21 protein-coding genes, 1 tRNA gene and 2 pseudogenes are annotated in these 26,385 nt (G+C 35.6%); 5 read left to right on the forward strand and 19 right to left on the reverse strand.

Translation table 11 applies throughout. The features are described 5' to 3' along the window. Positions 1 to 209: 209 nt before the first annotated feature. The 4 genes and pseudogenes from ACFZP3_RS01565 to dapE form a co-directional block, all read right to left on the reverse strand. A pseudogene (locus ACFZP3_RS01565) lies at positions 210 to 912 on the reverse strand (transposase); the annotation flags it as partial. Positions 913 to 1,016: 104 nt separating this feature from the next. After that, positions 1,017 to 1,766, reverse strand: a complete 750-nt coding sequence (locus ACFZP3_RS01570) for an alpha/beta hydrolase (RefSeq protein ID WP_253309626.1) — start codon at positions 1,764 to 1,766, stop codon at positions 1,017 to 1,019. 1 nt (position 1,767) lies between these two features. Beyond that, on the reverse strand, positions 1,768 to 2,295 hold the full coding sequence (locus ACFZP3_RS01575; RefSeq protein WP_253309627.1) for a c-type cytochrome: 528 nt from the start codon (positions 2,293 to 2,295) through the stop codon (positions 1,768 to 1,770). 644 nt (positions 2,296 to 2,939) lie between these two features. Next, complete coding sequence (gene dapE, locus ACFZP3_RS01580; protein WP_253309628.1) at positions 2,940 to 4,145, reverse strand: succinyl-diaminopimelate desuccinylase; 1,206 nt, start codon at positions 4,143 to 4,145, stop codon at positions 2,940 to 2,942. A gap of 42 nt (positions 4,146 to 4,187) precedes the next feature. On the opposite strand from dapE, the gene ACFZP3_RS01585 reads away from it, so the two are divergent. Continuing rightward, positions 4,188 to 5,525: an iron-containing alcohol dehydrogenase gene (locus ACFZP3_RS01585; RefSeq protein ID WP_386086720.1), complete on the forward strand. Its 1,338-nt coding sequence runs from the start codon at positions 4,188 to 4,190 to the stop codon at positions 5,523 to 5,525. A 195-nt stretch (positions 5,526 to 5,720) separates the two neighbouring features. Here the strand turns inward: ACFZP3_RS01585 and ACFZP3_RS01590 are convergent. From ACFZP3_RS01590 to ACFZP3_RS01620, 7 genes and pseudogenes are all read right to left on the reverse strand, one after another. Beyond that, positions 5,721 to 5,793, reverse strand: a tRNA-Met gene (locus ACFZP3_RS01590). Next, entirely contained in the window at positions 5,793 to 7,085 is a 1,293-nt protein-coding gene (purB, locus tag ACFZP3_RS01595; protein WP_253309630.1) for an adenylosuccinate lyase, read from the reverse strand. The genes ACFZP3_RS01590 and purB overlap by 1 nt, the downstream gene beginning before the upstream one ends. Before the next feature lie 112 nt (positions 7,086 to 7,197). Further along, positions 7,198 to 7,743 carry a 50S ribosomal protein L9 gene (gene rplI, locus ACFZP3_RS01600; protein WP_264735518.1) on the reverse strand — a complete coding sequence of 182 codons (546 nt, stop codon included), beginning with the start codon at positions 7,741 to 7,743 and terminating at the stop codon, positions 7,198 to 7,200. Positions 7,744 to 7,750: 7 nt separating this feature from the next. Beyond that, positions 7,751 to 8,026 (reverse strand): 30S ribosomal protein S18, encoded by a 276-nt coding sequence (rpsR, locus tag ACFZP3_RS01605; RefSeq protein WP_064125330.1) that lies wholly within the window; start codon positions 8,024 to 8,026, stop codon positions 7,751 to 7,753. Continuing rightward, positions 8,026 to 8,808 carry a 30S ribosomal protein S6 gene (gene rpsF, locus ACFZP3_RS01610; protein ID WP_386086721.1) on the reverse strand — a complete coding sequence of 261 codons (783 nt, stop codon included), beginning with the start codon at positions 8,806 to 8,808 and terminating at the stop codon, positions 8,026 to 8,028. Before rpsF ends, rpsR begins: the two co-directional genes overlap by 1 nt. Before the next feature lie 48 nt (positions 8,809 to 8,856). Next, on the reverse strand, positions 8,857 to 12,297 hold the full coding sequence (gene dnaE / locus ACFZP3_RS01615) for a DNA polymerase III subunit alpha (RefSeq protein WP_265016792.1): 3,441 nt from the start codon (positions 12,295 to 12,297) through the stop codon (positions 8,857 to 8,859). 1,321 nt (positions 12,298 to 13,618) lie between these two features. Beyond that, positions 13,619 to 14,634, reverse strand: a pseudogene (locus ACFZP3_RS01620) (IS110 family transposase). A gap of 461 nt (positions 14,635 to 15,095) precedes the next feature. On the opposite strand from ACFZP3_RS01620, the gene ACFZP3_RS01625 reads away from it, so the two are divergent. Further along, positions 15,096 to 16,343 carry an IscS subfamily cysteine desulfurase gene (locus tag ACFZP3_RS01625; protein WP_386086722.1) on the forward strand — a complete coding sequence of 416 codons (1,248 nt, stop codon included), beginning with the start codon at positions 15,096 to 15,098 and terminating at the stop codon, positions 16,341 to 16,343. A gap of 89 nt (positions 16,344 to 16,432) precedes the next feature. Here the strand turns inward: ACFZP3_RS01625 and ACFZP3_RS01630 are convergent, their stop codons facing one another. The 3 genes from ACFZP3_RS01630 to lipB form a co-directional block, all read right to left on the reverse strand. Beyond that, on the reverse strand, positions 16,433 to 16,651 hold the full coding sequence (locus tag ACFZP3_RS01630; protein ID WP_265017528.1) for a hypothetical protein: 219 nt from the start codon (positions 16,649 to 16,651) through the stop codon (positions 16,433 to 16,435). 527 nt (positions 16,652 to 17,178) lie between these two features. Next, the gene (locus tag ACFZP3_RS01635; RefSeq protein WP_253309636.1) at positions 17,179 to 18,156 is read right to left on the reverse strand and encodes an LD-carboxypeptidase; all 978 of its coding nucleotides are present in this window, start codon (positions 18,154 to 18,156) and stop codon (positions 17,179 to 17,181) included. Further along, a complete protein-coding gene (lipB, locus tag ACFZP3_RS01640) occupies positions 18,156 to 18,773 on the reverse strand; it encodes a lipoyl(octanoyl) transferase LipB (RefSeq protein WP_253309637.1) in 618 nt (205 codons plus the stop codon). Before lipB ends, ACFZP3_RS01635 begins: the two co-directional genes overlap by 1 nt. 275 nt (positions 18,774 to 19,048) lie before the next feature. Between lipB and ACFZP3_RS01645 the strand changes: the two genes are divergently transcribed. The 3 genes from ACFZP3_RS01645 to ACFZP3_RS01655 all read left to right on the forward strand — a co-directional run bounded on the left by ACFZP3_RS01645 (position 19,049) and on the right by ACFZP3_RS01655 (position 20,941). Continuing rightward, a complete protein-coding gene (locus ACFZP3_RS01645) occupies positions 19,049 to 19,282 on the forward strand; it encodes a DUF6290 family protein (protein WP_010081986.1) in 234 nt (77 codons plus the stop codon). Then, positions 19,279 to 19,521 (forward strand): type II toxin-antitoxin system RelE family toxin, encoded by a 243-nt coding sequence (locus ACFZP3_RS01650; RefSeq protein ID WP_264688493.1) that lies wholly within the window; start codon positions 19,279 to 19,281, stop codon positions 19,519 to 19,521. The genes ACFZP3_RS01645 and ACFZP3_RS01650 overlap by 4 nt, the downstream gene beginning before the upstream one ends. Positions 19,522 to 19,756: 235 nt before the next feature. Beyond that, a complete protein-coding gene (locus ACFZP3_RS01655; RefSeq protein ID WP_386086723.1) occupies positions 19,757 to 20,941 on the forward strand; it encodes a phage portal protein in 1,185 nt (394 codons plus the stop codon). Positions 20,942 to 21,243: 302 nt separating this feature from the next. Here ACFZP3_RS01655 and ACFZP3_RS01660 read toward each other — a convergent pair whose 3' ends face one another. The 5 genes from ACFZP3_RS01660 to murJ all read right to left on the reverse strand — a co-directional run bounded on the left by ACFZP3_RS01660 (position 21,244) and on the right by murJ (position 26,326). Continuing rightward, entirely contained in the window at positions 21,244 to 21,441 is a 198-nt protein-coding gene (locus tag ACFZP3_RS01660) for a hypothetical protein (RefSeq protein ID WP_386086724.1), read from the reverse strand. Between the two features lie 78 nt (positions 21,442 to 21,519). Further along, on the reverse strand, positions 21,520 to 21,918 hold the full coding sequence (locus ACFZP3_RS01665; RefSeq protein ID WP_386086725.1) for a hypothetical protein: 399 nt from the start codon (positions 21,916 to 21,918) through the stop codon (positions 21,520 to 21,522). A gap of 97 nt (positions 21,919 to 22,015) precedes the next feature. Beyond that, positions 22,016 to 24,568 carry an AsmA-like C-terminal region-containing protein gene (locus tag ACFZP3_RS01670; protein WP_386086726.1) on the reverse strand — a complete coding sequence of 851 codons (2,553 nt, stop codon included), beginning with the start codon at positions 24,566 to 24,568 and terminating at the stop codon, positions 22,016 to 22,018. Further along, entirely contained in the window at positions 24,565 to 24,837 is a 273-nt protein-coding gene (locus tag ACFZP3_RS01675; RefSeq protein ID WP_253309641.1) for a hypothetical protein, read from the reverse strand. The genes ACFZP3_RS01670 and ACFZP3_RS01675 overlap by 4 nt, the downstream gene beginning before the upstream one ends. Continuing rightward, complete coding sequence (gene murJ / locus ACFZP3_RS01680; RefSeq protein WP_386086727.1) at positions 24,830 to 26,326, reverse strand: murein biosynthesis integral membrane protein MurJ; 1,497 nt, start codon at positions 26,324 to 26,326, stop codon at positions 24,830 to 24,832. Before murJ ends, ACFZP3_RS01675 begins: the two co-directional genes overlap by 8 nt. Positions 26,327 to 26,385 lie beyond the last annotated feature (59 nt).

The raw sequence follows: 26,385 nt of genomic DNA on the forward strand, positions 1-26,385 counted from the left end.
CTATCTTATGTAAAGTGGTATCTTACACAAATTTATTGAATGTTGTTGGTTAGTGGATATGTTGATAAGTAAACTTCATCTGTTTTGTGCGTATAAAACTAATTTACTTATCAACATATCCACTAACTATAATCTGTGTACTGTTACACAATTGGAAGTATTTTTTGATTTTATGATGCAACTTGGGAAATTTTTATAATTTTTTTGTTGACTAACAAGACGGTATCTCCTCTTTCTTTGAGGTCATTTAGCACTCCCAACCAGAAGTTAGCTCCTTCACTTTCAGCCAAATAAAAACCTAATACTTCTTTTTTGCCATTTTGATCTATGCCTAATATGTTATACATGCATTTACTTACGCAATGCCCGTCCTCTTTGACTTTAAAAAACCATGAAAACTATCGGATATACAGACTGCAGCGGGCGACTACGCCATTCGTTGATTACTGGTAGCAATTTGTCAGTAATACTTGATATCTCTGCCACCGATATTTTGTGATCATAAATTTCCTCAACATGTGACACTATATCTCTATAGCCCATACCACTGGCAAATGTGCTCAAAATCTTCGTTTCAAGCTCTGGATGTAAGTTTGTTTGCCTTTTTTTGACTATTTGTGGTTCGAAACTTCCTTCCCTATCTCTTGGCGTCAAAAGCTCAAATGACCCTGCGCTTGTACGTAAAGTCTTTGCATTCCTCCCATTTCTTCGATTATTCTCTTCGCTTTCAGCCGACAAGTGGTTTTCTATTTCACCTTCCAGGCTTACCTCCAGCAACTTTTTTATAAACGGTGTTAATGCTCCATCTCTTCCTGTCAACGGTCTTCCTTCTCGTATAGACGACAGGATATTTGTTTCTAATTCTTTATAATCTACCAAACCGGTAGTTCTGTTTACTACTTTCTGACTCATTGTCAAACCTCCATTTTTTTATATCAATTTATTACTTTTTTTTCGGTTTGACACAGTTTATTTAACACTCCCGATTGAAGAATTAAGTGGAAATCTGTGAACGGTTACCTATATGTTTTTGCTGGCAAAAATTCTCTAATGGTCTTAAATAAAACTTTCAGTGAGTGATTGTCAGACATGTTGTGCTCTGCTGATTTCATCAAGTATACTTCAACATCGGTTGACTTAATTTTTTCAGCTAAATTCAATGAAGTTTGATAAGGAACATCTTTATCATTAATGCTATGCAATAAGCGCACAGGACAGTTTATATCTATTGCTTCTCTGTTTAAAAGAAGGTTCTTTCTGCCATCTTCGATCAAATTTTTAGTTATTTTGTATGTACAATGCTCTGAAGTAAAATCTATTACACCTTTAGAACCTAGTTCTTCTTTTTGCTTGCCTGACAATTGCTTGAATATCAAATCTTCAGTAAAATCAGGAGCAGACGATATGCCGATTAATGCTGCAATTTTTTCTGAAAATTGAAGGGCAATGAGCAGCATCAGCCATCCTCCCATACTTGAACCTATAATTATTTGTTTATCGCTAGTTAATTCACTTATCACTTTAGCACAATTTTCTTGCCAATCACTTATCGTGTAATCAATAAAATCACCACTTGAATGACCGTGACCAAAATAATCAAATAGCACAAGTGCTATATCGTTTTCTTGGCAAAATTTGTAAATAGCAGTTGCTTTAGTTCCATCCATATTAGATGCAAATCCACCGAAAAAAACTACAGAAGCTTTCTTTCCTTGTAGCTTTCGATATGCTATGTGACCATTATTTCCATCATTACAATAATCCATACTACTTTGGCAAAGCAACCGGGTTATCACTCAATTGACGCAAATAACTAACTAGATCTGCAATTTCTTGTGGATTGGAAATACCTGCAAATGCCATACGTGTACCTTTTATATAGGCTTTTGGGTTCTTTAAGAAAGCAAATAGCTCCTCATACCCCCATTTTCCACCTCTTTCAAGCACTGCTTTTGAGTAATTGAATGAGTTACCAAGATGAGCCTTTTTGTTTCCAACTACGTTCCATAAGTTTGGTCCTACTTTATTCATTCCACCTTTCTCAAAACTATGGCAGGCTATACATTTCTTCGCTGCTGACTTGCCTTTTTCAAAGCTAGCATTCTGCATGAGCGCTCCAATATCGAGCGCCACTTGCTCGATTTTTTGCTGGAACTCATTGTTACCAGCAGCTACTATCGTTTGGTGTTCAATCTTATATTCCTCTGGACTATACAGCATATCAACTACGTTGCTGACTATCATAATGATTAGCCCAGAAAGTAAAATCGATGCTGCAATCTTATTAAGCTCCATAGTTAATTTTTATCAATTAATGTTGCTTAAATTATGCAAATATTTTCGCAAATAGCAACCAATTACCTTGAAGCTCGCTAAAGATGAGAGTCTCTAGCTACAAATATTAAGAAATTTACCAAATGGAAAAAAAGGCAAAAGAAGCCCCGTGGTTGGCTAATTACTTACATTATACTTTCAAGTATGGCGTTTTTTTATTCTAAACGCTTAATAACCGCGATTTAGCTGCTTTTTAATGCAACTAACCTTTAGTCATAAATATTTAAGAAATTTACTAAACAGAAAAAAAGGCAAAAGAAACCCTAGGGTAGCTAATTATTCACTATCCATTTTTTAAGTTGGCGTTTTTTAATGTTTTAAATGCTTTATAAGCGTATTTCAGCTTGTATAGGTAAAAACCTAGAAATTTGATAAAGACATAGAGTGCACATAGTGCAAAAAATTAAACATGAGACGCCAAATACGTTGAGTTTTTTTGTCATTTAATCTGTACAGAGAAGATAAATAAATAGCTTTATTTTCATGATAAGGGGGCTGGCGGAGTTTGTCAAGTGGTTTTTGTAGCTCTCATGGTTTTTGGATTCTAACGTCACACGCTGGCAGTTGTTACTCAAACAACAGTTATGCAAGAGATCTGATTACATCTAAGCTAACAATGGACCACTAGATATATTACTAACTACGTTGACCTGACTCAATATTTTATTAGTGGGATTGAAATAATTTTCTATAAATTCCTTATATATAGCTGTTAATTTATGTATATCATTTACTAATACGCATTCGTTTATCTGATGTGCGGTTTTGTTGATTATACCAAATTCAATCACTGGACAAACATCTTTGATAAACGCAGCGTCAGATGTGCCACCACTTGTGCTCAGCACAGCATCAATACTGGTAACTTTATTTATCGCATCAAGCATAATATCAGTATTTCTATCAGGAGTAGAGAGGAAAACGTCCCTGCTGCTATGCATAGAAAGTTTATAATCGTTAGTTACACTGGAGCATATTTCATCAATCAGCTTATATAAGCCGTCAGGTGTTTGTGTATCGTTATATCGAATGTTAAAACGTGTAGTTGCTGAACTAGGTATTAGATTGCTAGTATTATTTCCAACATCGATAGTAGTAACTTCGCAATGTGAAGGCTGAAAATATTTATTACCATGATCAAAAGTAGTATTTTTTACCTTACTCAATATCGATATTACCTTATATATTGGATTATCTGCTAGGTCTGGGTAGGCAACGTGTCCTTGTTTTCCATGGCAAATTAATTCAAATGTTACAGAACCTCTTCTGCCTATTTTTATGGTATCACCTAATTTCTCACTACTGGTTGGTTCGGCAACTACACAAAAATCTATCTTTTTTTGCTTACTTTTCATCCATTCCAAAACTGCCTTTGTTCCATATTCTTCCGTGCTTTCTTCAGCACTGGTAATCAATGCACTTATCGAACCATTAAATTGAAACTTTTCTGCAATTAAATTTGCCATAGCAGCAATAAATGCAGCTATTCCGCTTTTCATATCAGCTGCTCCTCTTCCATATAGCATTCCATCTCTAACTTCTGGATTAAATGGACCAAATGCCCAATCTTTTAACTGACCCGGTGGTACAACATCAACATGCCCAGCAAAGCACAAATTTGGTACTCCATTTATATATTTCGCATAAAGATTTTTAACTTTAGTTCCATCATCACCAAATTCTAAAATCTCACAGTCAAAGCCACTTTTCTTAAAGATTGTTGCTATATGCTCTATTGCCCCGCCGTCCCTTGGTGTTATACTCTCAAAAGAGATCAATTTCTTAGTTAGCTCTACAGGGTCAATTTTCATGTCAACCTTAAAATAATTATATTGCTATATTGTAAACACTCTATGCACTATTTAAAACAAATATTACATCAAACCGAACAAACTTTTCTAAGAGAAGTAATAACAGATTACCACCTTGCTGATGATATCTATGAAATATGCACACGACACGGAAATGACATCTTTCTAGTTGCAGATGAAAATACAGCAAAACTTTTAAACAAAAACGTATTTAATAAAATTTCTCACTTAATTATCCCGAGCAATACCATTAGGCCTCTTGCAAAACCTCATATCATTTCGGATGCTCCCTACATTTTATCATCCCAGTCCTTCGAGACTGGGATCCAGGAAAAAAAATCAGCGTCATGCGCTGGAATGACACCAACCATGGGTACTAATCTTTCACTTGCCTCTCTTGAAACCATAAATCTAGTTAGAAACAAAGCAAAAGACAGTGACTTAATAGTTGCATTTGGTAGCGGCACCGTTAACGACATCTGCAAATATGCAAGCTACCTCGAGAAAAAAGATTATATATCGTTCCCAACAGCCGCTTCCATGAATGGATATACATCCGCAAATGCTTCAATATTAGTAAATGGATACAAAAAATCGTTCAAAGCACATCTTCCAAGAGCGATATATATAGATATAGACATACTTACCAATGCACCACTGCGCCTCACATTAAGCGGATTTGCAGATTTCATTTGCCGTTCGACAGTTCAGGCTGACTGGCTACTATCTCATTTGTTGCTTGGCACAGAATACAATGAATTACCTTTTACACTTGTTCGCGATTTGGAGCAAATTTTGCTAAGAGAGTATACGGCGCTTACTAAAAGAAGTAGAAAAGTGGTCCTATTACTTATGGAAGTTCTACTAATTTCAGGACTTGGAATGGTAATATCAAAAGGCAGCTATTCTGCAAGCCAAGGAGAGCATATGATAGCTCACGCAATGGAAATGGTAACAAGAGATCATTCCTCACTACATGGCGAAAAAATTGCTGTTACGACGATTACCATGGCTAATTTGCAGGAAAAAATATTATCAATACAAAACCCGATTATCAACCCGACCACTTTAGATGTAAAACATATAACTCAGTGCTTTGATAATATCGAATTTGTAAGAACTTTTGAACAGAAGCAAATTATGCAGCAAAAAATCCAAGAGATTATTTGTAAAGAATGGACTAATATTTCCAATTTAATTAAGCAAAATTTACTACCTGCAAAATACCTGCAAAAAATATTTGAAGATCTATCAATTCCGCACTTACCAGAGCACCTCAGTTGGAATAAAGAACAATATTGTAAAGTGGTCGATCTTGCGTTTGCAACAAGAGATAGATTCACCTTTCTTGACTTAGCTAATTGCATAGAAGAAAGTTAAGTTTTGTAGTGAAATTCTGTCATTTAAAGAGATCATAGGCCAAAAGCTAAACCCTTTTCACAATCTCTTATCCATTTTCCTCTAAACTGTACACCTAAGTGGATATACAACTGAACGTAACCATTCCAAGTAGCTGACACTGGGTCGCACTACTTCACCAATAGCACTATCTTGCTAAACATAGTTTAGTTCGAGTGGCTGAGGAGGGACTTGAACCCCCGACCAAGAGATTATGATCCTCCTGCTCTACCAACTGAGCTACTCAGCCTAATTGAAAACCTTGCTATATATGTGACCTACATGCTTTGTATAATATTTCAAATCAAACAAAGATTCAAGTTTTTCCGAGTTAATAACCTTAAGTAAAGGTTTATCTTGTTTCAATTCGGCCAGAAAATCACTGTTGTTTTGTTTCACTTTCATTGCATTGCTCTGAACAATTTTATACGCCTCTTCCCTCGCCAAACCACTATTTACTAACTCAAGCAATACACGCTGTGAGAAAACTAAACCTTTTGAAGAATTTAAGTTCTTTTCAATGTTTTCCTTATTGATTACCAATTTATCTATCAAATCTGTTAATCGCACTAAAGCAAAATCCATTGTTATACAAGCATCAGGAGCAATGCATCTTTCCACAGACGAGTGTGATATATCACGTTCGTGCCACAATGCAACATTTTCTAACGCAGGAAAAACATAACTGCGTATTAAACGTGAGAGTCCCGTCAGATTTTCACTTAAAATAGGATTACATTTGTGTGGCATAGCAGAGCTTCCCTTCTGCCCAATGGAAAAATGCTCAGAAATTTCGCCGATTTCAGTTCTTTGCAAATGACGAATTTCAATTGCAATATTTTCTATTGAGCTTGCAATCACTCCCAAAACCGAAAAGAACATGGCATGTCTATCACGAGGAATGACTTGAGACGATATGGTTTCAGGTATGAGTCCCATTTCTTTTGCTACATACTCTTCAACAAACGGATCAACATTTGCAAAATTACCTACTGCACCTGATATTTTACAAATTGAGATCTCTTTTTGCGCGCTAATTAATCTCTGATAATTGCGTTTAAATTCAGCATAAAATCTAGCAAATTTTAATCCAAGAGTTGTTGGTTCTGCATGCATTCCATGACTGCGCCCAACACAAACAATATCTTTATAGTCCTCAGCTTTTTTTTTCAATACTGCAAGTAAATTTTTTAGATTCCCGAGTAAAATATCACATGACTCTTTCAACTGCACCGCAAGGCATGTATCCAAAACATCAGAACTTGTCATTCCATAGTGGAGATAACGAACATCAACTCCCGCTTTTTCAGCAACATATGTCAGAAAAGCTATAACATCATGTTTTACAATGGATTCAATTTCGTTGATACGTTCAATATCAAATTCAATAGCACCAGAGAGCTTCTGAGCAACACTATTTGGAATCACTCCTAACTCTGCTTGAGCTTCACACGCTAATTTTTCTATTTTAAGCCATATATTAAATTTATTATTTTCCTCCCAAATGGAAGACATTTCTTTTTGGCTATAGCGCGGGATCATTAAATGACCCCCGTCTTATCTTTGAACATGCTAGATCCCAGTGTCACGCACTGGGATGACAGAAAAAAAAGGCACTGGAATGACAGGAATAGTTGATATATTTTATTCACTGCTATTTGTTATTTGTATCTTCTTGCTCCACTGCTTCACCTTCTTGTTGCTCAGACTTCTGATTTTGCAACTTTACTTGCCTTAATTCATGCGCATCTGTTTCGGATTTCACGACGTATATAGTAATTGGTACTACTACTTCACTATGTAATTCTACGTTTACTTGGTATTCACCCAAGTTTTTGATGCTTATTCCACCAAAAGATAAACTACGATGATCTATCGCATGTCCTTCTTGTAGTAAAACTTTCGCAATTTCACGTGTTGTTACAGAACCAAAAATTTTACCATCCTCTGAAGCTTGCTTTATCAATACCACAAACTTATCATGTAGTGACAATGCAAGCTCTTTTGCTACATTTAATCTTTTTATATTCTCTTCTTCCAGTAATAAACGTTGCTCCTCTAGCTTTGTTAAATTTTCCTTGGTAGCTTTCACCGCTTTTCTTTGTGGAAAAAGAAAATTACGTGCATAACCTGGTTTAACTTTGACAACTTCACCAAGCTTACCTAAAGTCCTTATATTTTCCTTTAAAATTATCAACATAAATTACCTAAACTTTTTTAGTACAGTAAGGAACAAGAGCCAAAAAACGTGCCCTTATGATCGCTAAGCGTAACTTCCTTTGTTTTTTTGCACATACGCCTGTTAACCTTCTAGGTAATATCCTACCATAGTCAGAGGTAAACTTGGATAATAAATCTGTATTCTTATAATCTATGTCTTCATCTTTAGACGTAGCAAGAGGGCAAACTTTAGAACGCCTAAAGCCAGTCCTATTATTTACAGATACGTAAGAATTATTAAAACTATTTCGTCTTTTCATCATTATGCGTTTTGCTCCTCAATTTGTTTATTCATCATATAAGATTTACCTTCAAAAAATTTATCAACCTGCACAGACAAGTGGCGAATAACGTTCTCATTAAGTTTCATTCTACGCACAAATTCATCCAGAATGTTTGCAGTAGAACTTATGCACATTATACAATAATGACCGCTCTTCATCTTATTTATTGGATGTGCAAAATCCAAAAGACCCCAATGTTCATACTTGATTAATCCCGATGCTTCAATGTTTTCCAAAAGCATCTCCAATGCTTTGCTCGATTGAGTTGGACCGTTTATTCTAAAATCTTTCAAAATATCTTGAAAAATCTTTATTAGATGTTCTGAAATATTTCTCTTCAAAGCATTTACTGCATTATGGATAAACGCACTTTTAGTAATTTGCTCACTGCCTCCTAGAAATTTTATAAAATCTTGCGTTATTCCTAAATCTTTTAGGTCATCTTTCAACTCTTTATCGATTTTTGACTTCACTTCTTTCAAATTTGAAAGATCTTCTTCCAATTCAACCCATAAAATTTTTGTAAGATCTTCCAAGAAATCAGAGTAAGCAACTAGACCTTCTTTAATGTCTTCAGCACGCGTTTCTAACTCTTGTTTTGTAAGCGTACTATTTTGCCTTTCCATAAGACTCTTGATCTTCTGGAAAATAACATCTGCTTTAATATTTTTCAATGAAACAGCTAGCTCTTGGACCATCTCCTCTACTTCTTGCTGTAATAATCCTTGTTGTGCTATAAAAGTAAATTCATAAAGATTCACTATATCTTCCTTTAATACCGATTAAATATTTCATTATATAAAGCTTTTTTATATAAGCAAGTTATTTGTATTAATTTCTACGCCTTTAATCCAGCTTAAGTTAGATATTTCATAAATAACTTGAGGAGCAATTGAGTATGCACCTGGTAATAAGATGCTCACTTTATGTTTTTCGAGAAGAAGTTTTAGCATTATTTTGGTTCTGCCTTTATCTTTCAATATTGCATTTAATTCCATAGCGGCTTTTTGCGAATCCGTGCACTCAGTGGTGAGAACTAATTCCTTTATTGTAGAAGCGATTCTTTTTGTAAACTCAGATATATCCTTGCCTGCTAATCTTGTCGTATTTTCCGAAGCTTCAAGATCAATTATCACAAATGTTCCTGGTGAAAATAAATCTCTTTTTTCTTCTATTATTTCATTATTATAAAATGCTATTTCAGAAACGTTATGGGGATCAGAAAGTGTGAGTATAACAAACCTTCCACGCTCTGAAGTTCTCATACGTGCATTTAATATTACCCCAGCAGTTTTTGCTGTTCTATTTTCTCCGATAAACCCAATATTTAACTTTTCCAGAAGAATTCTAAATTTTTCAAGTGGATGATTAGTTAAATAAAATCCTAGTGAAAATAACTCATGCTCTAATTTTTCCTCTTCATCAAAATCTTCCACATTCTCAAATTTCGGTTTGAGGACATCAAGACTACCAAACAAAGCAGCTTGACTTGATTCCCTATCCTGTTTGTTTTTATTTGCAAAGTAAATCAGCATGTCCATTGACTCATATAGCTGCTTTCTGTTCTTATGCACGCTATCGAATGCCCCGGATTTAATTAGGCTTTCTAGCGCTCTCTTATTTATTATATGACCTGAATTTTGAATGAATTCCCATATGTCCTTATAAGCGCTTGAACGTGTGTTCACTATTCCTTCTGCTATAGAAAAACCAACATTCCTCAAGGCAGCAATACCATAACGTATGCACTCACCCTCTATTGAGAATTCAGCTTGAGACTTGTTTATATCAGGTGGAAGAACGGTAACGCCACTAAACTTTGCTGCATGATAAAATAAATTCAGTTTATCTCTATCATCAATATTTAGATTCATTAGTGCTGTAAAAAATTCTAATGGATAATTAGCTTTAAGGTAAGCCGTTTGATAAGATATAACCGCATATGCAGCTGCGTGAGATTTATTAAATCCATAACCAGCAAATTTTGCAACAAGGTCAAAGATATAACTTGCCCTGTCATAATCAACGCCATTCTTCGTTGCCCCTTGGATGAAAAGTTCACGTTGTTTATCCATCTCTTCCTTAATTTTCTTACCCATGGCACGTCTCAGCAGATCTGCTTCCGCTAAGCTATACCCGGAAAGAATACGGGCTATTTCCATCACCTGCTCCTGGTAGATTATTACCCCAAATGTTTCTTTTAACACTCCTTCAAGTAACGGATGAATATAATCTGGCTTTTCAAGTCCATGCTTTCTTGCAACATAAGTTGGAATGTTATCCATAGGTCCTGGACGATAAAGGGAAATTAAAGCGATAATATCTTCAATGCAATCTGGCTTTAATTTGATTAAAGCTTCTCTCATTCCCGAACTTTCAAGCTGGAACACTCCAATTGAATCACCGCTAGAGAGCATCTCATAGGTTTTTTGATCATTCAAAGGAACTGAAGAAATATCGATCTTTTTTTCATCACGATTAATTAAACGACATACATGATCTATTAGTGTTAGCGTACCAAGTCCAAGAAAATCAAATTTTATTAACCCAGCTTTCTCCACATATTTCATGCTGTATTGAGTGATTGGCAGAGCCGAATTTGGATCGTAGTACACAGGAACAAAATTTTCCAACTTTTGATCACATATTACAATTCCAGCAGCATGAGTTGAAACGTGACGATATATTCCTTCAAGCTTTAGTGATATATCAAGAAGCTTTGCAATTACCTCATCACTATCCCGTTCTTTCTGCAGGTTTTGATCAAGCTCTATCGCTTGCGATAAAGTTACAGGATTTACTGGATTAAATGGAACCATTTTAGATATTTTATCCACTTGAGAGTAAGGCATTTGCAATACTCTACCAACATCACGCAATACTGCCCTTGCTTGCAATTTTCCAAAAGTGATTATTTGAGCAACATAACCGTACTTTTTCTGAACATAATCAATAACCAGGTCCCTTTTCTCTTGGCAGAAATCGATATCAAAGTCAGGCATTGATACACGATCGGGATTTAAAAACCTTTCAAATATTAGGCCAAACTTTATTGGATCAAGGTCTGTAATCTGTAAGCTCCAAGCAACAATTGATCCAGCACCAGAGCCTCTTCCTGGACCAACTGGAATGCCATTTGCTTTGCTCCAACGAATGAAATCAGAAACTATCAAAAAGTAGCCAGCGTAGTTCATCGAAGTTATTACGCTTAGTTCATAATCTAACCTGTCGTAGTATTGCTTGAAATCGATATCATGTTGTGTGTCATCATCTGGTTTGGTGTCATTCCAGCGCGTGACGCTGGAATCTCTCTGGATCCCAGTATCAAGTACTGGGATGACAGTGGAGGGTGTTCTGGTGACAGAAGAGGATTTTGCAATACGCAGCTTCAATCCTGCAACTGCCTGCTCCCTCAGTTCTTCATTCTCAGTTTTATTTTCTCGACAAGGAAATTTAGGCAAGATAGGCTGCCTGCTTCTTGGCATGTAAGAGCACCGCTTAGCTATCACTAAAGTGTTATGAATTGCTTCGGGAATGTCGCTAAACAGCTCCTCCATTTCTGCCACAGATTTGAAGTAATGCTCGGTAGTTAACTTCTTTCTGTTATTCTCCAGGGCATAACTCCCCTCCGATATGCACGTTAATATGTCATAAGCCTCATAATCAGACCTATTTGGAAAAAACACATCGTTCGTTGCAACCAGTGGTACATTGCGCTGATAAGCAAAATCTATTAAAGCTTCTTCAAGCTCTAGCTCTTTATTCAGCCCATGACGCTGCAATTCAACATATAAATGACCATCGAATGCTGAAAGCAGTTTTTCAACCGTTTCTTTATCTTGCCCCAACAATAGTTGAGCCAAACATCCACCGGTTAAAGCGATCAGACCCATACTTAAATTCAATAGCTCATCAAAATCAACGTAAGGAATATCGCTGTTATTCTTGCGCTTTTTAAAAGACTCACTCACCAAAGTGACTAAATTAGTGTACCCTTGCTCATTTTTTGCAAGCAATAATATAGGTAAATTTTGTTCTGAATGTTTAACTATAATATTGCATCCTATTATTAGCTGTATTCCCCTACTTGCTGCATATTCTGAAAATTCGAGCGAGCCAAACAAGTTGCCTGAATCAGTAATTGCAACCGCTGGCATTTTATTTCGCAAACAAAGGCCTATCAGCTCCTCAATTTTAACAGAGCTTTCAAGCAGCGAATAAACACTATGAACACGTAAGTGTATGAACATAAAAAACTTTAGATCAACAAAAAAGGATAACATTAATTTACCCATGAGAACATAATTTCATGAAAACAAAAGCCTATAAAATTCTAAAATTAAAATACAAAAACTTCCTTGACAAACTCCGCCAGCCCCCTTATTATGATAATAAGGGTATTTATGACTCAAAACTTGTTTTTGATCTGCGCAGGTTCAACAACAAAAATTCAGTAAAAAACTCAGGGTATTTATTGGCGGATTAGATAAAATTATAGCGGCTGCATGTCTTTTTTATTTTTTCTACATTCAGCCAAATCGCGCTTAAACTAAGCGTCAGCACATTATTACAGCGCCACTTACAGTAATATAGAGTCAAAACTCGCTACTCGGGGCTTCTTTTGCCTTTTTTTTCGTTTGGTAAATTTCTTAAATATTTATGGCTAAAGTAATTTAGGCCTACCGACAACCGTCATCCCGCTACGTATTAGCGGCTAAGAGATACCGCGAATGAATCGCGGTATGACGGTTCGCGGTGGCATCTCGTCATCCCGCTACGTGTTAGCGCTTACTATTACCCACAAATAAAGACATGGTATTGTATTTACTCAAATAATTTAATTTTATTAACCTGAAAGCTTATTGGATTAAAATTATTAAATTAAGAGTTATAATTTTAGCAACTAAAAGCTGTAAATTGCACCATATAAACAGTTATTTCAAGCAAAAGTTATGCCATTAAGAGCTATGCAACAAACATTTATATTTGTGGGTAATAGTAAGGTGTTAGCGGGATCTAGAGATACCGCGGCGGTATAATGGTTAAGTAATTCGTCATCCCGCTGCTTGTTAGCGGGATCTATGCTAAGAGATACCGCGGCGGTATGACGGTTAAGTAGGGTGTCATTCCAGTCTGGAATCTAGTTCTTATTGTACATTTACTTGGTGTAGAGTTAAGTTTCCTGGATCCAAGTAGTCTGGGCACTGGGATGACGAGAAAGGAGCACTGCCATTATAGAGTAAAATGAGATCCCAGTGTCAGCTACTCGGATGACAGAAGAGGGGCTACTCGGATGACAAAAAAAGGAGCACTAGAATGACAGGAGATACCGTCTTGTTAGTCAACAAAAAAATTATAAAAATTTCCCAAGTTGCATCATAAAATCAAAAAATACTTCCAATTGTGTAACAGTACACAGATTATAGTTAGTGGATATGTTGATAAGTAAATTAGTTTTATACGCACAAAACAGATGAAGTTTACTTATCAACATATCCACTAACCAACAACATTCAATAAATTTGTGTAAGATACCACTTTACATAAGATAGATAGGAAGCATTTTTGATTTTAAAGTACTAAACCTTCAGTCAACCTCCTAGCCCTGTAGTTTTTGATATGGTTAGGATCAAAAGCACTTTTGGATGTCAGAATACCGAAAATGATATGGAGTAGCTTACGCATTGCAGCACCAACGATGGCCATATTATGCTTACCCTTTTCCTTTAATCTTTGGCAAAAGCTCATAATGATAGGATTGTGATTCTTAGCTACTATGGCAGGAAAGAAAAGTGCCTTACGTAATGTTTGTGAACCGGATTTACTTAATCTGGGTTTGGCATATACAGAGGAACCTGACGTCATATTTCGTGGTATAACTCCTGTATATGCTGCCAATTGCCTGGCATCTCTAAAAACCTCTATATCAGAAACTTCAGCTAAAATAGCTATTGCTGATTCTTCTCCTATGCCTGGAATAGTCAATAGAAGTTGAAAATTTTCCAACAATTCTTTGTGTTGATTTAATAGTTCACGTACGGAGTTTTTTATTGTTTCTATTTTTTGAGCTATATTCATTGCAAGGTCTTCCCAAGCATTTGCAACTTCTTTAGGCAGTCTCTCTTTTTTTTCTAAGTGGTTATTTACTAATGTTAACTCATCTTTTAACGCAACTGAGCAACGATAAAGATGTTTTAATTTTTTCATTTCAGGAGAAGGTGGTGTCCAACTAGAAGGTTCCTGTCTTTGGCAATAATCAGCAATAACTTCTGCATCGGTCTGATCATTCTTTTGTCGTATCAGCTTACTCCTTGCATAAGATTTTATGCAATAAGGATTTACAACACTTACAAAATGTCCAGCATTGTGTAGAAATTCAGCCAGTGCTTCGCTATAACAACCAGTAGATTCCATGCAGGTTTTTACTTTTTCTACATTATGTTTGTGTAGAAAATTCAGTAGACTTTGAAACCATCGTTCTTAAAGCTTCTTTTTCTAGTTTCACGCTTTCCTTTTTTGCTTATAAATGAGAGAAAAACATCAAAGCGATCTTTTGATATATCTATGCCCAAAAAGTTGTTGATCATATATAACCCCATACGTTACCATTAAAAATGAAAAGTAAGGCTAGTCTTGTGAATACAGAATTAGAACCATTCAGGTCTTTCTACGATACCTTCCAGCCTATACTTTTGAGAAGGGAATTCTTATCTCCTCTACAGATTTTATATCTAAGAAGAAGCACAGAGTTCCTCCCTTCTCCACCTAATGCTTAAGCTTAAAACATTAGATGCTTTTGACAAGATACAAGAAGGGGCTACTCGGATGATACTATTATAGAGTGAACCAGTGTCAGCTACTCGGATGACAAAAAAAGGAGCTACTCGGATGACATCATAGGGGCGCTGGAATGACACCATCACAGAGTGAACCAGCGTCATACACACATCCCTTTGGTGACAATGTTTGTTGATGCAAGATTATACCTTGAAAAAATTAAGTTTTAGTGCTATTAAATAGTTGTAAATTTTGTCCCTGTGGTAGCTTTATGAATGTTGAAAATAAGAAAATACATGATACTAAAATAAAATTACCAATATTTCTTGATTATCAATCTACTACTAAAGTGGATCCCCGTGTTTTGGAGGTAATGATACCTTATTTTGGTGAGTTCAGTAATGCACACTCTCGCAGCCATTCATTTGGTTGGACTGCTGAAGAAGCAGTGGAAAAAGCAAGGAAACACATCGCTGATCTGGTGAACGCAGATAGCAAAGAAATTATCTTTACCTCAGGTGCAACTGAGTCAAATAATACAGCAATCAAGGGCATTGCTCACTTTTACAAAAATAAAGGAAATCATATAATAACTGTCTGCACGGAGCATAAGTGTGTTCTGGATTCTTGTCGGCATCTGGAAAATGAAGGCTTTAAAGTTACATATTTGCCTGTTAAGCAAAACGGAATTATAGATTTATCAAAGCTTGAGGAAGCAATTACTGATAAAACAATCCTGGTTTCAGTGATGATGGTAAATAATGAAATCGGAGTAATTCAGCCTGTAAAGGAGATTGGTAAAATATGCAGAAAGCATAATATATTTTTCCATACAGATGCAGCTCAAAGCTTTGGAAAAGTTCCAATTGATGTTAATGAGATGTGCATTGATCTTATGAGTCTCTCTAGCCACAAAATTTATGGACCTATGGGAATAGGCGCATTATATGTCCGTAGAAAGAATCCTCGTGTTAGGCTGATACCATTGATTAGTGGTGGTGGACAAGAAAGAGGTATGCGTTCTGGAACAGTTCCAACACCTCTTGCAGTTGGTTTTGGTGAAGCGGCACGTATCGCTAAAGAAGAAATGGAAACAGAAGCAAGCAAATTGGAAGGACTGAGAGATATTTTGTACAATAAGATAAAAGAAGCATTTCCTGATATCGTTTTAAATGGTGATTATGAAAATAGAATTCCTGGCAACCTAAACTTGAGCTTTCCCTATGTTGAGGGTGAGTCTCTCATCATGGCAATCAAGGATTTAGCAGTAAGTTCTGGTTCTGCGTGCACGTCTGCGTCTCTTGAGCCTTCCTATGTCATACGGTCGCTAAATAATGGCCACGACCTTGAGCATTCATCAATTAGATTTGGCCTAGGCCGATTTACAACTAAAGAAGAAGTTTTGTACGCAGCAGATCTTGTTGCTAAAAATATTGGCCGACTGAGAGAAATGAGCCCACTTTGCGAGATGGTACAAGAAGGAGTAGATTTGAACACCGTGAAATGGGACTTTCATTAAGTATATCCATTCAGCCAGTCCAACTGCAAATGCACTTTGAAATTACTCTGTAACCATTCACACTTAATTCTGCAATTCTTTGATCTCACTCATAGCTGTACGAACATTCGTTTTTGAAGGTAAATTGCACAGCAAATGGTGTCATCCCAGTGCCCAGACACTGGGATCCAGAAATTTTGCTTATAACTGAGCTGATGAGCTAAAGGTAGTTGTCTTACGCTAAAACAAACGTTTTTAATTAAGTTGCATAGAAGCTGGATCCCAGTGTCTGGGCACTGGGATGACACCCATAAGTGTTGAAAGTGCAATCACACAAGGTGATTAATGGTATGTAAATCTCCTCTTGATATCAACCTTCGTTGTTGGGAAAGCAGATAAACCACGTCGAAAATTCGCTTAAACCTTCTAACCACAGGCAAAAAGGCGCTTTTTTAATTTATTTTATTACCATTGAAATTTATGCCGTTAACCACCTTATATAATGCCACTTATAGCACTTTCAACACTTATGGATGACACCCCACTGGTGGCCCAAACTACAACGTTCGTACAGTTGTTAGCGCCGCGGCAGTATGACGGTTAAGTACGTGTTAGCGGGATCTAGAGATACCGCGAATGAATCGCGGTATGACGGTTAAGTATCCCGCTACGTGTTAGCGGCTAAGAGATACCGCGGCGGCATGACGGTTCGCGGCGGTATAATAACTCGTCATCCCGCTACGTGTTAGCGGGATCTAGAGATACCGCGAATGAATCGCGGTATGACGGTTAAGTACGTGTTAGCGGCTAAGAGATACCGTGGCGGCATGACGTAGAGCTCGCATTAGCTATAAGATTAGCTAACATTCTGCACATCCATAAAAAACAAACCTTCTTTTTCGTCTTGAACGCTAATAATAGCGTGAGTGTTAAGAGGTAAAGGGTCATTTGTATGTCCATGGCCTACCCCTTTCATTGTAAATACAGGAAAGTTAACACTTTTTGCAAGCCTTTCTTTTACAACTTCAACAAGATTATCATTATAACAGTTAACGAAATCCCCAAAGATTACTGCATGCACTCCATCAAAAATGTGAGCTTGTTTTAGGTGATCTAAACTGCGCTCTATTGCGTATGGGTAAACTCTTATGTCCTCTAAAAATAGAATTTTACCTTTCGCATTTATTTGCCAAGCGGTTCCTATACTATTTTCAACTAAAGTCATATTACCACCGATGACTTTAGACTCTAATCTGCCATCTTTTAGTCTAATGCCATTGTTTATCATCTTTAGGTTATCAAATCTGATAGAATCCCGCTTGTTAAGAATTAACTCTTTCAATTTTTCAACAGAGCTTTCAGAAACGGAGCTATTTACTATCATTTCCAACATGGTGCCGTGAAGAGTTTGCCAATCATATTTAGCTTGTAGATAGATGTGCAAGGCAGTTATATCGCTATAGCCTATGAGGATTTTTTTGTTTTGAGCGATCCTTTCTTTTTTATCATTGGGTAACTTTTCTAGATAGGGAATTAACCGAGAAGCCCCTTCTCCTCCTCTGATACACCAAATTATTTTACTATCATTAGTTAGTGCACTAACCAAATCATTTGCTCTGAATTCATCAGAGTTGGAATAAAATGGATTGTCATTACTATATATTTTTTCCGAAATATGGGGATTAAAATCCGAAGCTTCTACATATTCTTTTATAGTAGTCAGATCTGATTCTTTTCCCTTGGAAGAAGGAGCAATAATATCAACTCGGTCGATTGCATGAATACCTGTGTTAGCACATAAAGTGAAAATAAAATATAAAAGGTAAATGATCATTAAAATATCTTATAAAACTCTTTTTTTAGTATATCATCCAATTCAGAGAGTGGAACTTTCACTCCTAGTTCTTCCATTGATGTGACGCCATAACCTTGCAGTCCACAAGGAATAATACCCTTATAGTGAGAGAGATCTGGAAAGACGTTAAGCGCTATGCCATGATAAGTTACCCATTTTCTTAAGCGAATACCAAAAGCTGCAATTTTTTTTTCTACTCCATTGTTATTCACCCAAACACCTATTCTATCCTCTTTAAATTCTCCAAGTATATTAAATTGCTTTAAAACATTTATTATCCACTTACTTAGGTCTCTAATATATAGCTTTATGTCACATTTATTTCTTTTTTTAAGGTTTAACATTAAATATATGATGCGCTGTCCTGGACCATGATATGTGTGTTTACCACCCCTTCCTGTTTTATATATAGGAAATAGTTTTTCAACAATATCATCATCTGTTGCACTGATTCCTGCAGTATAAAGTGGAGGGTGCTGGAGTAGCCATACCAATTCGTCTGCTGAATTATTGTAAATTTGTTGAATTTTTTCTTCCATAGATTTTACGGCACAGTTATAATCAATAAGCTGATTAGATATTAGCCATTCTGTCATGTTCAATTTCTTTTCTTTTTAGTACAGCAATGCATTCTTTTCCTGTCATCCAAGTGCCCTCTTCTTGTCATTCCAGTGTGTGACACTGAGCGCAGCCTTTCTTATTCCTAATATACTTAATACTAACTTCTGTGCTATTTCTCCTTAACAAACATAGTACATGACAAATGTTTAATTGTTTGTCAACACAGGTCCTCTTTACGTATAGGCAACTTTTTTTATTAAAAAATTCAGAAAAATGTTGTATAATTATTAGTAGATTTTAGGTAAAATATATGGCAAACTCAAAATTTAGCATAACTTTCAACAACGAAATTTCAGAGTGTCTTGCTGGACTAGCTAAAATAAGAAATAAGTCCATTAAAGAACTAACAGAGAAGCTAATACAAGAAGCAATTGAAAATGAGGAAGATAAAATACTAATTGAGCGTGCTGCTAAACGTAATGTTTCAGGTGTAAAGAAAATTAGAAGTGAGGATGTAGACTGGAATACAATATTATCTTCATAGAAAGCGTTCTTGAGAAAGACCTTCCAGCTCTTCCAAAAACAATAAGATTAAGGATCATAAATGCGATAAATAAGCGCCTTACAATTGATCCCATTAACCTTGGTGAGCCATTATATTACAGATTTAAAGGACAAAGAAGATTAAGGGTAGGTGATTATCGCGTTATCTATTCCGTAAATATTATAAAATATGAAGTGGTTATCACAGAGATAGGACACAGAAAAGATATTTATAAGTAAGTACATCATATAAACATTAAATATATTTTTACTCCTTCCTGATTCATTTTCTACCTTAGGTGGCTTCGCTCAGCTCAAAAAAAAAGCTCATTCTTTTTGCTACCCCTTATTGTGCCTGCCATTTAACTACTGTGTAGAGATTGCTCTCAAACATAATGTTCGTACGTTAGTATATCCTTCCTGTGACACCAATTGATATAATTCTACCACAAATTCAATTTTTTAGGAGGCACATATGAATTTCAACATTTTTCAAAGAAAGAAAAGCAGTGAATATTCTGCTTTGCAGCTAATGATGGAACCAAGTTGGAGTAAGCGTGATTATGTAAGTTTTGCTGAGGAAGGTTACATAAAAAATGTTATTGCCTTTCGAGCAATTAATATGATTGCAAGTGCTGCATCTTCGGTACCTTTTACTCTCTGCCAGCTTACTGAACAGGGAAAATCGCAACTAAAAGCCCATCCATTACTGAAATTACTTTATTCTCCTAATCCAATGACATCAAAATCGGAATTTATTGAGGGGATTGTAACTTATCGGTTAGTTAACGGCAATTCTTATATATTGATGGTTGAGTCGCAGAACAATAGAAAACCACCAACAGAGCTTTATCTTCTGCGCCCTGATAGGGTTGAAATTGTTCCAGGGAGAAATAACGTTCCTTATATCTATCGTTATACCATAAATAACAACGGTTATGACTTTAAAGTTGATAAACTAACCGGACGTTCAGCAGTGTTGCACCTAAAGACCTTTAACCATTTGAATGATTGGTATGGATTATCACCAATTGAGGCAGCTGCATACAGTATAGATCAGCATAATCAGGCGGGTGCTTGGAATCAAGCGATGTTGCAAAATGGGGCAAGACCAAGTGGTGCAATAGTTGTGAAATCAGCGAAGGACGGGAGTGGTGGAAGTTTAAGTCAAGAGCAGTACCAACGCTTAAAAGAGCAAATAAATGATCATTATTCAGGTTCTGTCAATGCTGGAAGACCGATATTGCTTGAAGGAGGCTTGGAGTGGAAGGAAATGAGCTTATCACCAAGGGATATGGATTTTATTGAGTCCAAACACAGTTCAGCTCGTGATATTGCCCTGGCTTTTGGCGTCCCACCGCAGTTGCTTGGCATACCAGGTGATAACACTTATAGCAATTTAGTCGAAGCACGCTTATCCCTCTGGGAACAGACGGTTTTACCAACGCTAGAAAATATTATCTGTCACCTGAATTCTTGGCTAACACCAAAATTTGGCGAGGATCTGTGCTTGTCGTACGACAAAGATGCAATAGAAATTCTCATGGAAAAGAGGCAAAAGTTGTGGAAATACGTAGAAAACGCAAGCTTTATGACACTCAATGAAAAAAGGGAAGCATTTGGCTTGCCACCACTGCCAGGTGGTGATGAGTTAGGTTAAGTTTGATTCGTTCAGTTGTGCGGCTAAAAGACAACTTAAAAGAGTTTAAGTTTTTGCTTTGTACTTTGTAAAATATTAAAAAAATCAGCTAAATTACACCATATTTAGTCTATTTTATCCTATAGTTTTGGGTTTACCGAGGGTTCGTCATTCTGCTACATGTTAGCGCCGCGGCGGTGTGACGTAGGGTTGCACTAGCTATAGCAACTTTGTCTGCGCAACCATTTTCTACCGCACCATTGAACAGATATGCTTGAAGATATCCGTTCAGATGAGTTTATTGTCTCCTAAACCGTACACGCCTAACAAGCTACCGCTAGAGCTTGTGAAAAATTCTCTATTTTTATTCCCTTTAATTTACTGGATAAGTTGTCTACAAACAAATCTGATTTAGTGCAGATCTGCTCTATTTTTTTAGGAGATAAAGAGGAATCTAATTGATTCGCTATACCAGACACTCCATTTAAAACTACTCCAGCATCATATGGTACATATGACACAGTATATATAGCACCTGACGTAAAATCTAGTAAGTTCTGAGAAGAAGTGGTAATTTTATACCCTACTGTGTTTTTATCTTATCCTTTGCATTTTTTAAGCACTTTTGATGCACCATGAGGAATATAAGATATACCAGCTATACCATATGAAGCCCCATTTAAGGCGTACGATACAACTACCGTTGTTGCTGATAGCGCTTTAGCTCCATATTTTGCAGTATAAAGCAATGGCTTAAGGGCATAAGAAATAGTTTTACCTTGTGATTCAGATTCAAGCAACGAATTTAGTTCTTCTTGTGTTGCTGCACATTCAAAAAATTCTTTCTCATCAATTTCTGCAAGATCAATCTCTTCAAAACCCTCATCAATATCTACAGGAGTCACTGTTTCTTTTATAGGGCTAACTTCTACATCACTTCCAATAACACTTGAATTATTAGAATTTTTGCCAAAAAGATTCGAAAACATACTAAACATTTTTTTTTACCTACAACTTAACGCTCATATCAATATATTAACCTAATATTAACCAGGTGTCAAGCACATATGACTCTTATAAACAGATGTTAGTAAATTAACTATTCCTCTTGCCAACCAGAGCGATGAAGATTTGGTCTACATCAAAACTCATCTTAGGACGCCAAATAGGGCCATCCAAATGCATATCGATATAGATTGGATTACTATAGTTTGGTGGTATGAAAAAGAACCTGAATATAGAAGCTAAAGCGAAGTTAGATAAGGTTAAATTAGAAGAGATCGACCCTGATGCTTGATCAATCCCGAATTGTAAACTAGTTGAACATATACCACTCTTAATACTTGCTTTTCCGCTAATATTTTCAAAAAATGTACTGCCATTATATATATCAACATAAGCAAATGTGGAAATTTCAGACTTATTCTTACTGCTTAACAAATTAGCGATAAATGAATTGAAATCTACATTAGTAACTTCTATTCCCTGCGCTTGTAAGTTTACATCTCCTGATAAGCTATTAGCCCAATCATGAAAACTTTTTCCTTGAGTTTTGATTGCACCACTTAAGCTTATCTGACCATTTACATTGTCAATTCCTATAACCTTACCAATCTTTTTAGTGTCCAAATTTACAATAGAAAATCTTGTATTCATTGAGTCTGATCTTAAATAACCCTGAAAAAACACTTGCCCGTGTTCTAATACGTAACTTGCCTGCCTGATAGTGATAACGTTGTTTCTCATTACCGCATCCAAATTAAAATCTTTCAAAACATTCTGCTCGGTTTTAAATTCTGCAGTATTGATTTGCACATTTGCATCAAAGCCTTCTTTGTCATCCAAAAAATCAAGCTGCTTTGTTGAACATTGAATTTGATCTATCTCATTTCTTGAATTTCTTTTTACCTCTACTAAATTTGGTAATTTAAAGATATTTCCATTAAATTTATTGCCCGTAAGGTTCACATCTAATAAAGGTTTGGCGTATTTTTGATCTACTAATATTTTTGCATTGCCGGTAATATCGAAATCTTCTCCAGATAGTTTTATTTTATCTGCAACTAGCTTACCTTTTTCCATTTTCAGCAAAAAATCCAAATTTTTAATTTTCGTATCATTCAATGTAAGGTTATTAACACTGGCCTTTATATTTGCATCATACTGAAAATTTTTCAGCCGTTGCATTTTAGATAAACTGCTAAATAATGAATGATCATATTTATCTGCATCAAGATTATGCATGCTAAATTTACCATCAACCACACTGCGTTTTTTTGTGTGGCTTACTCTAATTGACCCTTGCAAGGATTCCTTATTATTTAGCAGTCTAATGTCTGAGATAGATAATATTCTTGGTGCAAGGTGCAGTTTAGAACTTAGTGTAAATTGATTTTTCTGGTTTTCTTTCATCTTTATAGAAGGAAAAAAACATGAAATGAATGACTCAAAATTATTTCCTTCTACTAACAAATCACCGTTGAATTCAGATAGGACATTATTGTTTGAGATCTCTCCTGATAAGTAAGATATATTATTGATTCCAGGAAATTTAAGAAGCGTATTAACTTTTACTTTGCCATCAGTGGATTTTAGTACAGCACGGAAATTGTCCAATATTTTGTTTTGATATTGAATGTTAGAAGCTTCCATATTAAAATTTAAGCTCAAGTTCTTTGGCACAACTGCTCTAAAACATTCCAGAAGGTCTTTTATATTCGTTGTTTTTTGTGAATTGTCTTGTATGGAATCTAAGTCAACTTTACTGAAGCTAATATTGAAATTAGTGTGATCGCTTTTTCTATCATTTTGTATTGTACCGCTGGCTTGCATGCTTTTGGAATCAATTTTTAAGTCAGTTGCCGTAAACTCACTTTCATTAAGACTTATATTGGATGATATCTTGATATTTTCGCTAGGAATAACACAAGAGAGAAAGCTAAGATTAATGATTTTTGCTAAATCACCCACAGAACCGGAACTGTTATTAATTGTTAATGTTAAATTACCCTGGAGTTCTTCTTGATTTCTATTACCTGTAAATAGCAAATTTACAAAATTTGATTCAACACTAATGTGTACATTCTTTTTTGTGATATCAACCTTTCCTGAAAAATCGTAATTATTATCACCTACCTTTACTTTACCGGAGAATTGCCTATTTTTTTTTACAGCAACTTCCTTTATATTAACAATGCTGCTATAATTAGCGAAATCATTCTTAAAACTTACTTGGCTGTCTTTTATTACTATATCGACTGTGTTACCACTGGCTTTTGTATTTATAATATTAATTAAATTTTCTTTATTGCTTTTCATGCCAAACAATGTGATTGACTTTGGTTGCAACGAGAATAAAAGCAACGATAGGAACGATGGCCTTATTTCAATTTTTCTTACACTAATTAAATCTGATAGCTTTTGCTCTTTATTTTCGTTGTATTGTATATATACATTATGAATAGTGAGCTTTGGAGTAATGAGTGAAACTTCAACTTTCCCTCCAATATGCACTTTAGCATCATACGTTCTCTCCAACTCTTTTATGATATATTTCCTGTAGCCACTCCAATCCTTAAAAGTTGCAGCAACGTGCATGAGAATTAATAGCAGCGAGATTGATAATATGGCGTATATTGAGAGCTTCATAATATGCCTCTTAATTGCAATGGAGTTACTCTATTTCCTACCTTTGTCATCTCAATGTCTATCTTTGTCATCCCAGCACCCACTCCTGTCATCCCAGTGCTTGACACTGGGATCCATCTTATTTTCATCATGGGCATTATTTCAGCGTATGCTCCTAGAATCTGTTGTCTATTGCATAATTTGCAAATATTTTTATATCTGGATCCCAGTGTCAAGCACTGGGATGACACCGTTTGCTGTTCCTTTAGCAAAAGATCTAGTTTATACATATTTCAAATTATTCAAATTTCCTCTAAACATTAAATAGAGAATACCAAAATAAACAATAACACTCAAAGCTATTAAAGTCGTTAAATAAACAATACGAGCCAATATTTTATCAAAAAATAATCCTGCCAACAAAGAATTAAAAATATAAAGGGCTATTGACATGACTACCGTTGCTACAAAAATTTTCATGATATTTAACAATAACGCTTGGCTAACCTTATATATTTTATTTATTGTTAAATAACTAATTAATAGAATGGAGTTTATCCAAGTGGAAACGGAAGTAGCGATAGCAATCCCCGTGTGCTGATACTCGTTCATTAACAAAAGGTTTAGCACTACATTAATTCCAAGGCACATTAGTGAGAACATAGTTGGTATTTTTAGATTGCCTTTAGCAAAAAACGTGGGTAGCAATACTTTATTTATAATAAATGCAGGTAAAGAAAGAGAAAATGCTATTAACGTGGGAGCAGTTTGCTGCACTGCATAATGATCAAACCGGCCGTAAGAAAAAAGCGTAAGTAAAATTATGTCGGGAATAATAATAAAGGCAGCAGTTGTTGGCATAATTAACATTAATCCTATGTTGAGAGCCTTGTTCTGTATTTTGACTATATTTTCAGTATTATTTACCTGTTTTGAAATTAAAGGAAGAAGCACTGTACCGATTGCAGTACCGATTATTCCCTGCGGTAGTTGATTTAGTCTATCGGCATAATATATATAGGACACCGCATTTGGTATAAAACTCGCCATGATTGTGTCAATCCATACACTTATTTGAGTTACACAATTGTTGATAATTGCAGGTATCACACGCTTAAAAAACAACCTTACTTCATTGCTTAATTCAAGGCTAAAAGAAAAAGCTGCCTTTAACTTGTATGCACTAAATAGTATCAAAAGTAGCTGGAAAATTCCTCCTATAAGGACAGCTATAGAAAGGTTGTGCGCTGGAGTTTTTATGTAAGGCACAAACAAACTGATGATTAAACAGAGATTCAAAACGATTGGTGCAATAGCTGTTGAAGCAAAATGCTGCTTTACTTGCAGCATTCCACCAATAAGTGATGCAATTGAAACAAAGATTATGTAGGGCATCATAATTCTTGATAAAGTAACAGTAAGGGTAAACTTACTTTGGTCAAATCCAGGAGCAAAAATTTGAATCATATAAGGGGAGAAAGTTTGCATGATAAGGCAAAAAATTACTAAGATAATAAACGTAATGGATATTACACTACTTGCAAAATTAAATGCCTTTTTATCATCGTGTGATTCTATTGAATATAACGTTATAAAGGACGTGGTAAATGCTCCCTCTGCAAAAAATGCGCGAAATAGATTGGCAAAACGAAACGAAGAAAAAAATATGTCTGCAAGAGAGTTTGCACCAATAACCGTAGCAATCAATACATCTCTTATTAACCCTGAGATCCTTGAAATAGCCGTAAAAAAACTAAATGTGAAAATACTTTTAAACATACCACTACTTCATTAGTATCAATACAATTAACTATAATAGTAAAAGTATCAATGAAAAT

This window comes from Wolbachia endosymbiont (group A) of Norellia spinipes, assembly GCF_964273535.1.

Excerpts from the sequence above, each read along its gene's own strand:
- purB (WP_253309630.1), bottom strand. The coding sequence starts at position 7,085 with ATGATCCCGCGCTATAGCCAAAAAGAAATGTCTTCCATTTGGGAGGAA.
- lipB (WP_253309637.1), bottom strand. The coding sequence starts at position 18,773 with ATGACAGAATGGCTAATATCTAATCAGCTTATTGATTATAACTGTGCC.
- ACFZP3_RS01670 (WP_386086726.1), bottom strand. The coding sequence starts at position 24,568 with ATGAAGCTCTCAATATACGCCATATTATCAATCTCGCTGCTATTAATT.
- ACFZP3_RS01575 (WP_253309627.1), bottom strand. The coding sequence starts at position 2,295 with ATGGAGCTTAATAAGATTGCAGCATCGATTTTACTTTCTGGGCTAATC.
- dapE (WP_253309628.1), bottom strand. The coding sequence starts at position 4,145 with ATGAAAATTGACCCTGTAGAGCTAACTAAGAAATTGATCTCTTTTGAG.
- murJ (WP_386086727.1), bottom strand. The coding sequence starts at position 26,326 with ATGTTTAAAAGTATTTTCACATTTAGTTTTTTTACGGCTATTTCAAGG.
- dnaE (WP_265016792.1), bottom strand. The coding sequence starts at position 12,297 with ATGTTCATACACTTACGTGTTCATAGTGTTTATTCGCTGCTTGAAAGC.
- ACFZP3_RS01570 (WP_253309626.1), bottom strand. The coding sequence starts at position 1,766 with ATGGATTATTGTAATGATGGAAATAATGGTCACATAGCATATCGAAAG.
- ACFZP3_RS01655 (WP_386086723.1), top strand. The coding sequence starts at position 19,757 with ATGAATTTCAACATTTTTCAAAGAAAGAAAAGCAGTGAATATTCTGCT.
- rpsR (WP_064125330.1), bottom strand. The coding sequence starts at position 8,026 with ATGATGAAAAGACGAAATAGTTTTAATAATTCTTACGTATCTGTAAAT.
- ACFZP3_RS01585 (WP_386086720.1), top strand. The coding sequence starts at position 4,188 with ATGCACTATTTAAAACAAATATTACATCAAACCGAACAAACTTTTCTA.
- ACFZP3_RS01635 (WP_253309636.1), bottom strand. The coding sequence starts at position 18,156 with ATGATCATTTACCTTTTATATTTTATTTTCACTTTATGTGCTAACACA.
- ACFZP3_RS01645 (WP_010081986.1), top strand. The coding sequence starts at position 19,049 with ATGGCAAACTCAAAATTTAGCATAACTTTCAACAACGAAATTTCAGAG.
- ACFZP3_RS01625 (WP_386086722.1), top strand. The coding sequence starts at position 15,096 with ATGAATGTTGAAAATAAGAAAATACATGATACTAAAATAAAATTACCA.
- ACFZP3_RS01675 (WP_253309641.1), bottom strand. The coding sequence starts at position 24,837 with ATGTATAAACTAGATCTTTTGCTAAAGGAACAGCAAACGGTGTCATCC.
- rplI (WP_264735518.1), bottom strand. The coding sequence starts at position 7,743 with ATGTTGATAATTTTAAAGGAAAATATAAGGACTTTAGGTAAGCTTGGT.
- ACFZP3_RS01665 (WP_386086725.1), bottom strand. The coding sequence starts at position 21,918 with ATGTTTAGTATGTTTTCGAATCTTTTTGGCAAAAATTCTAATAATTCA.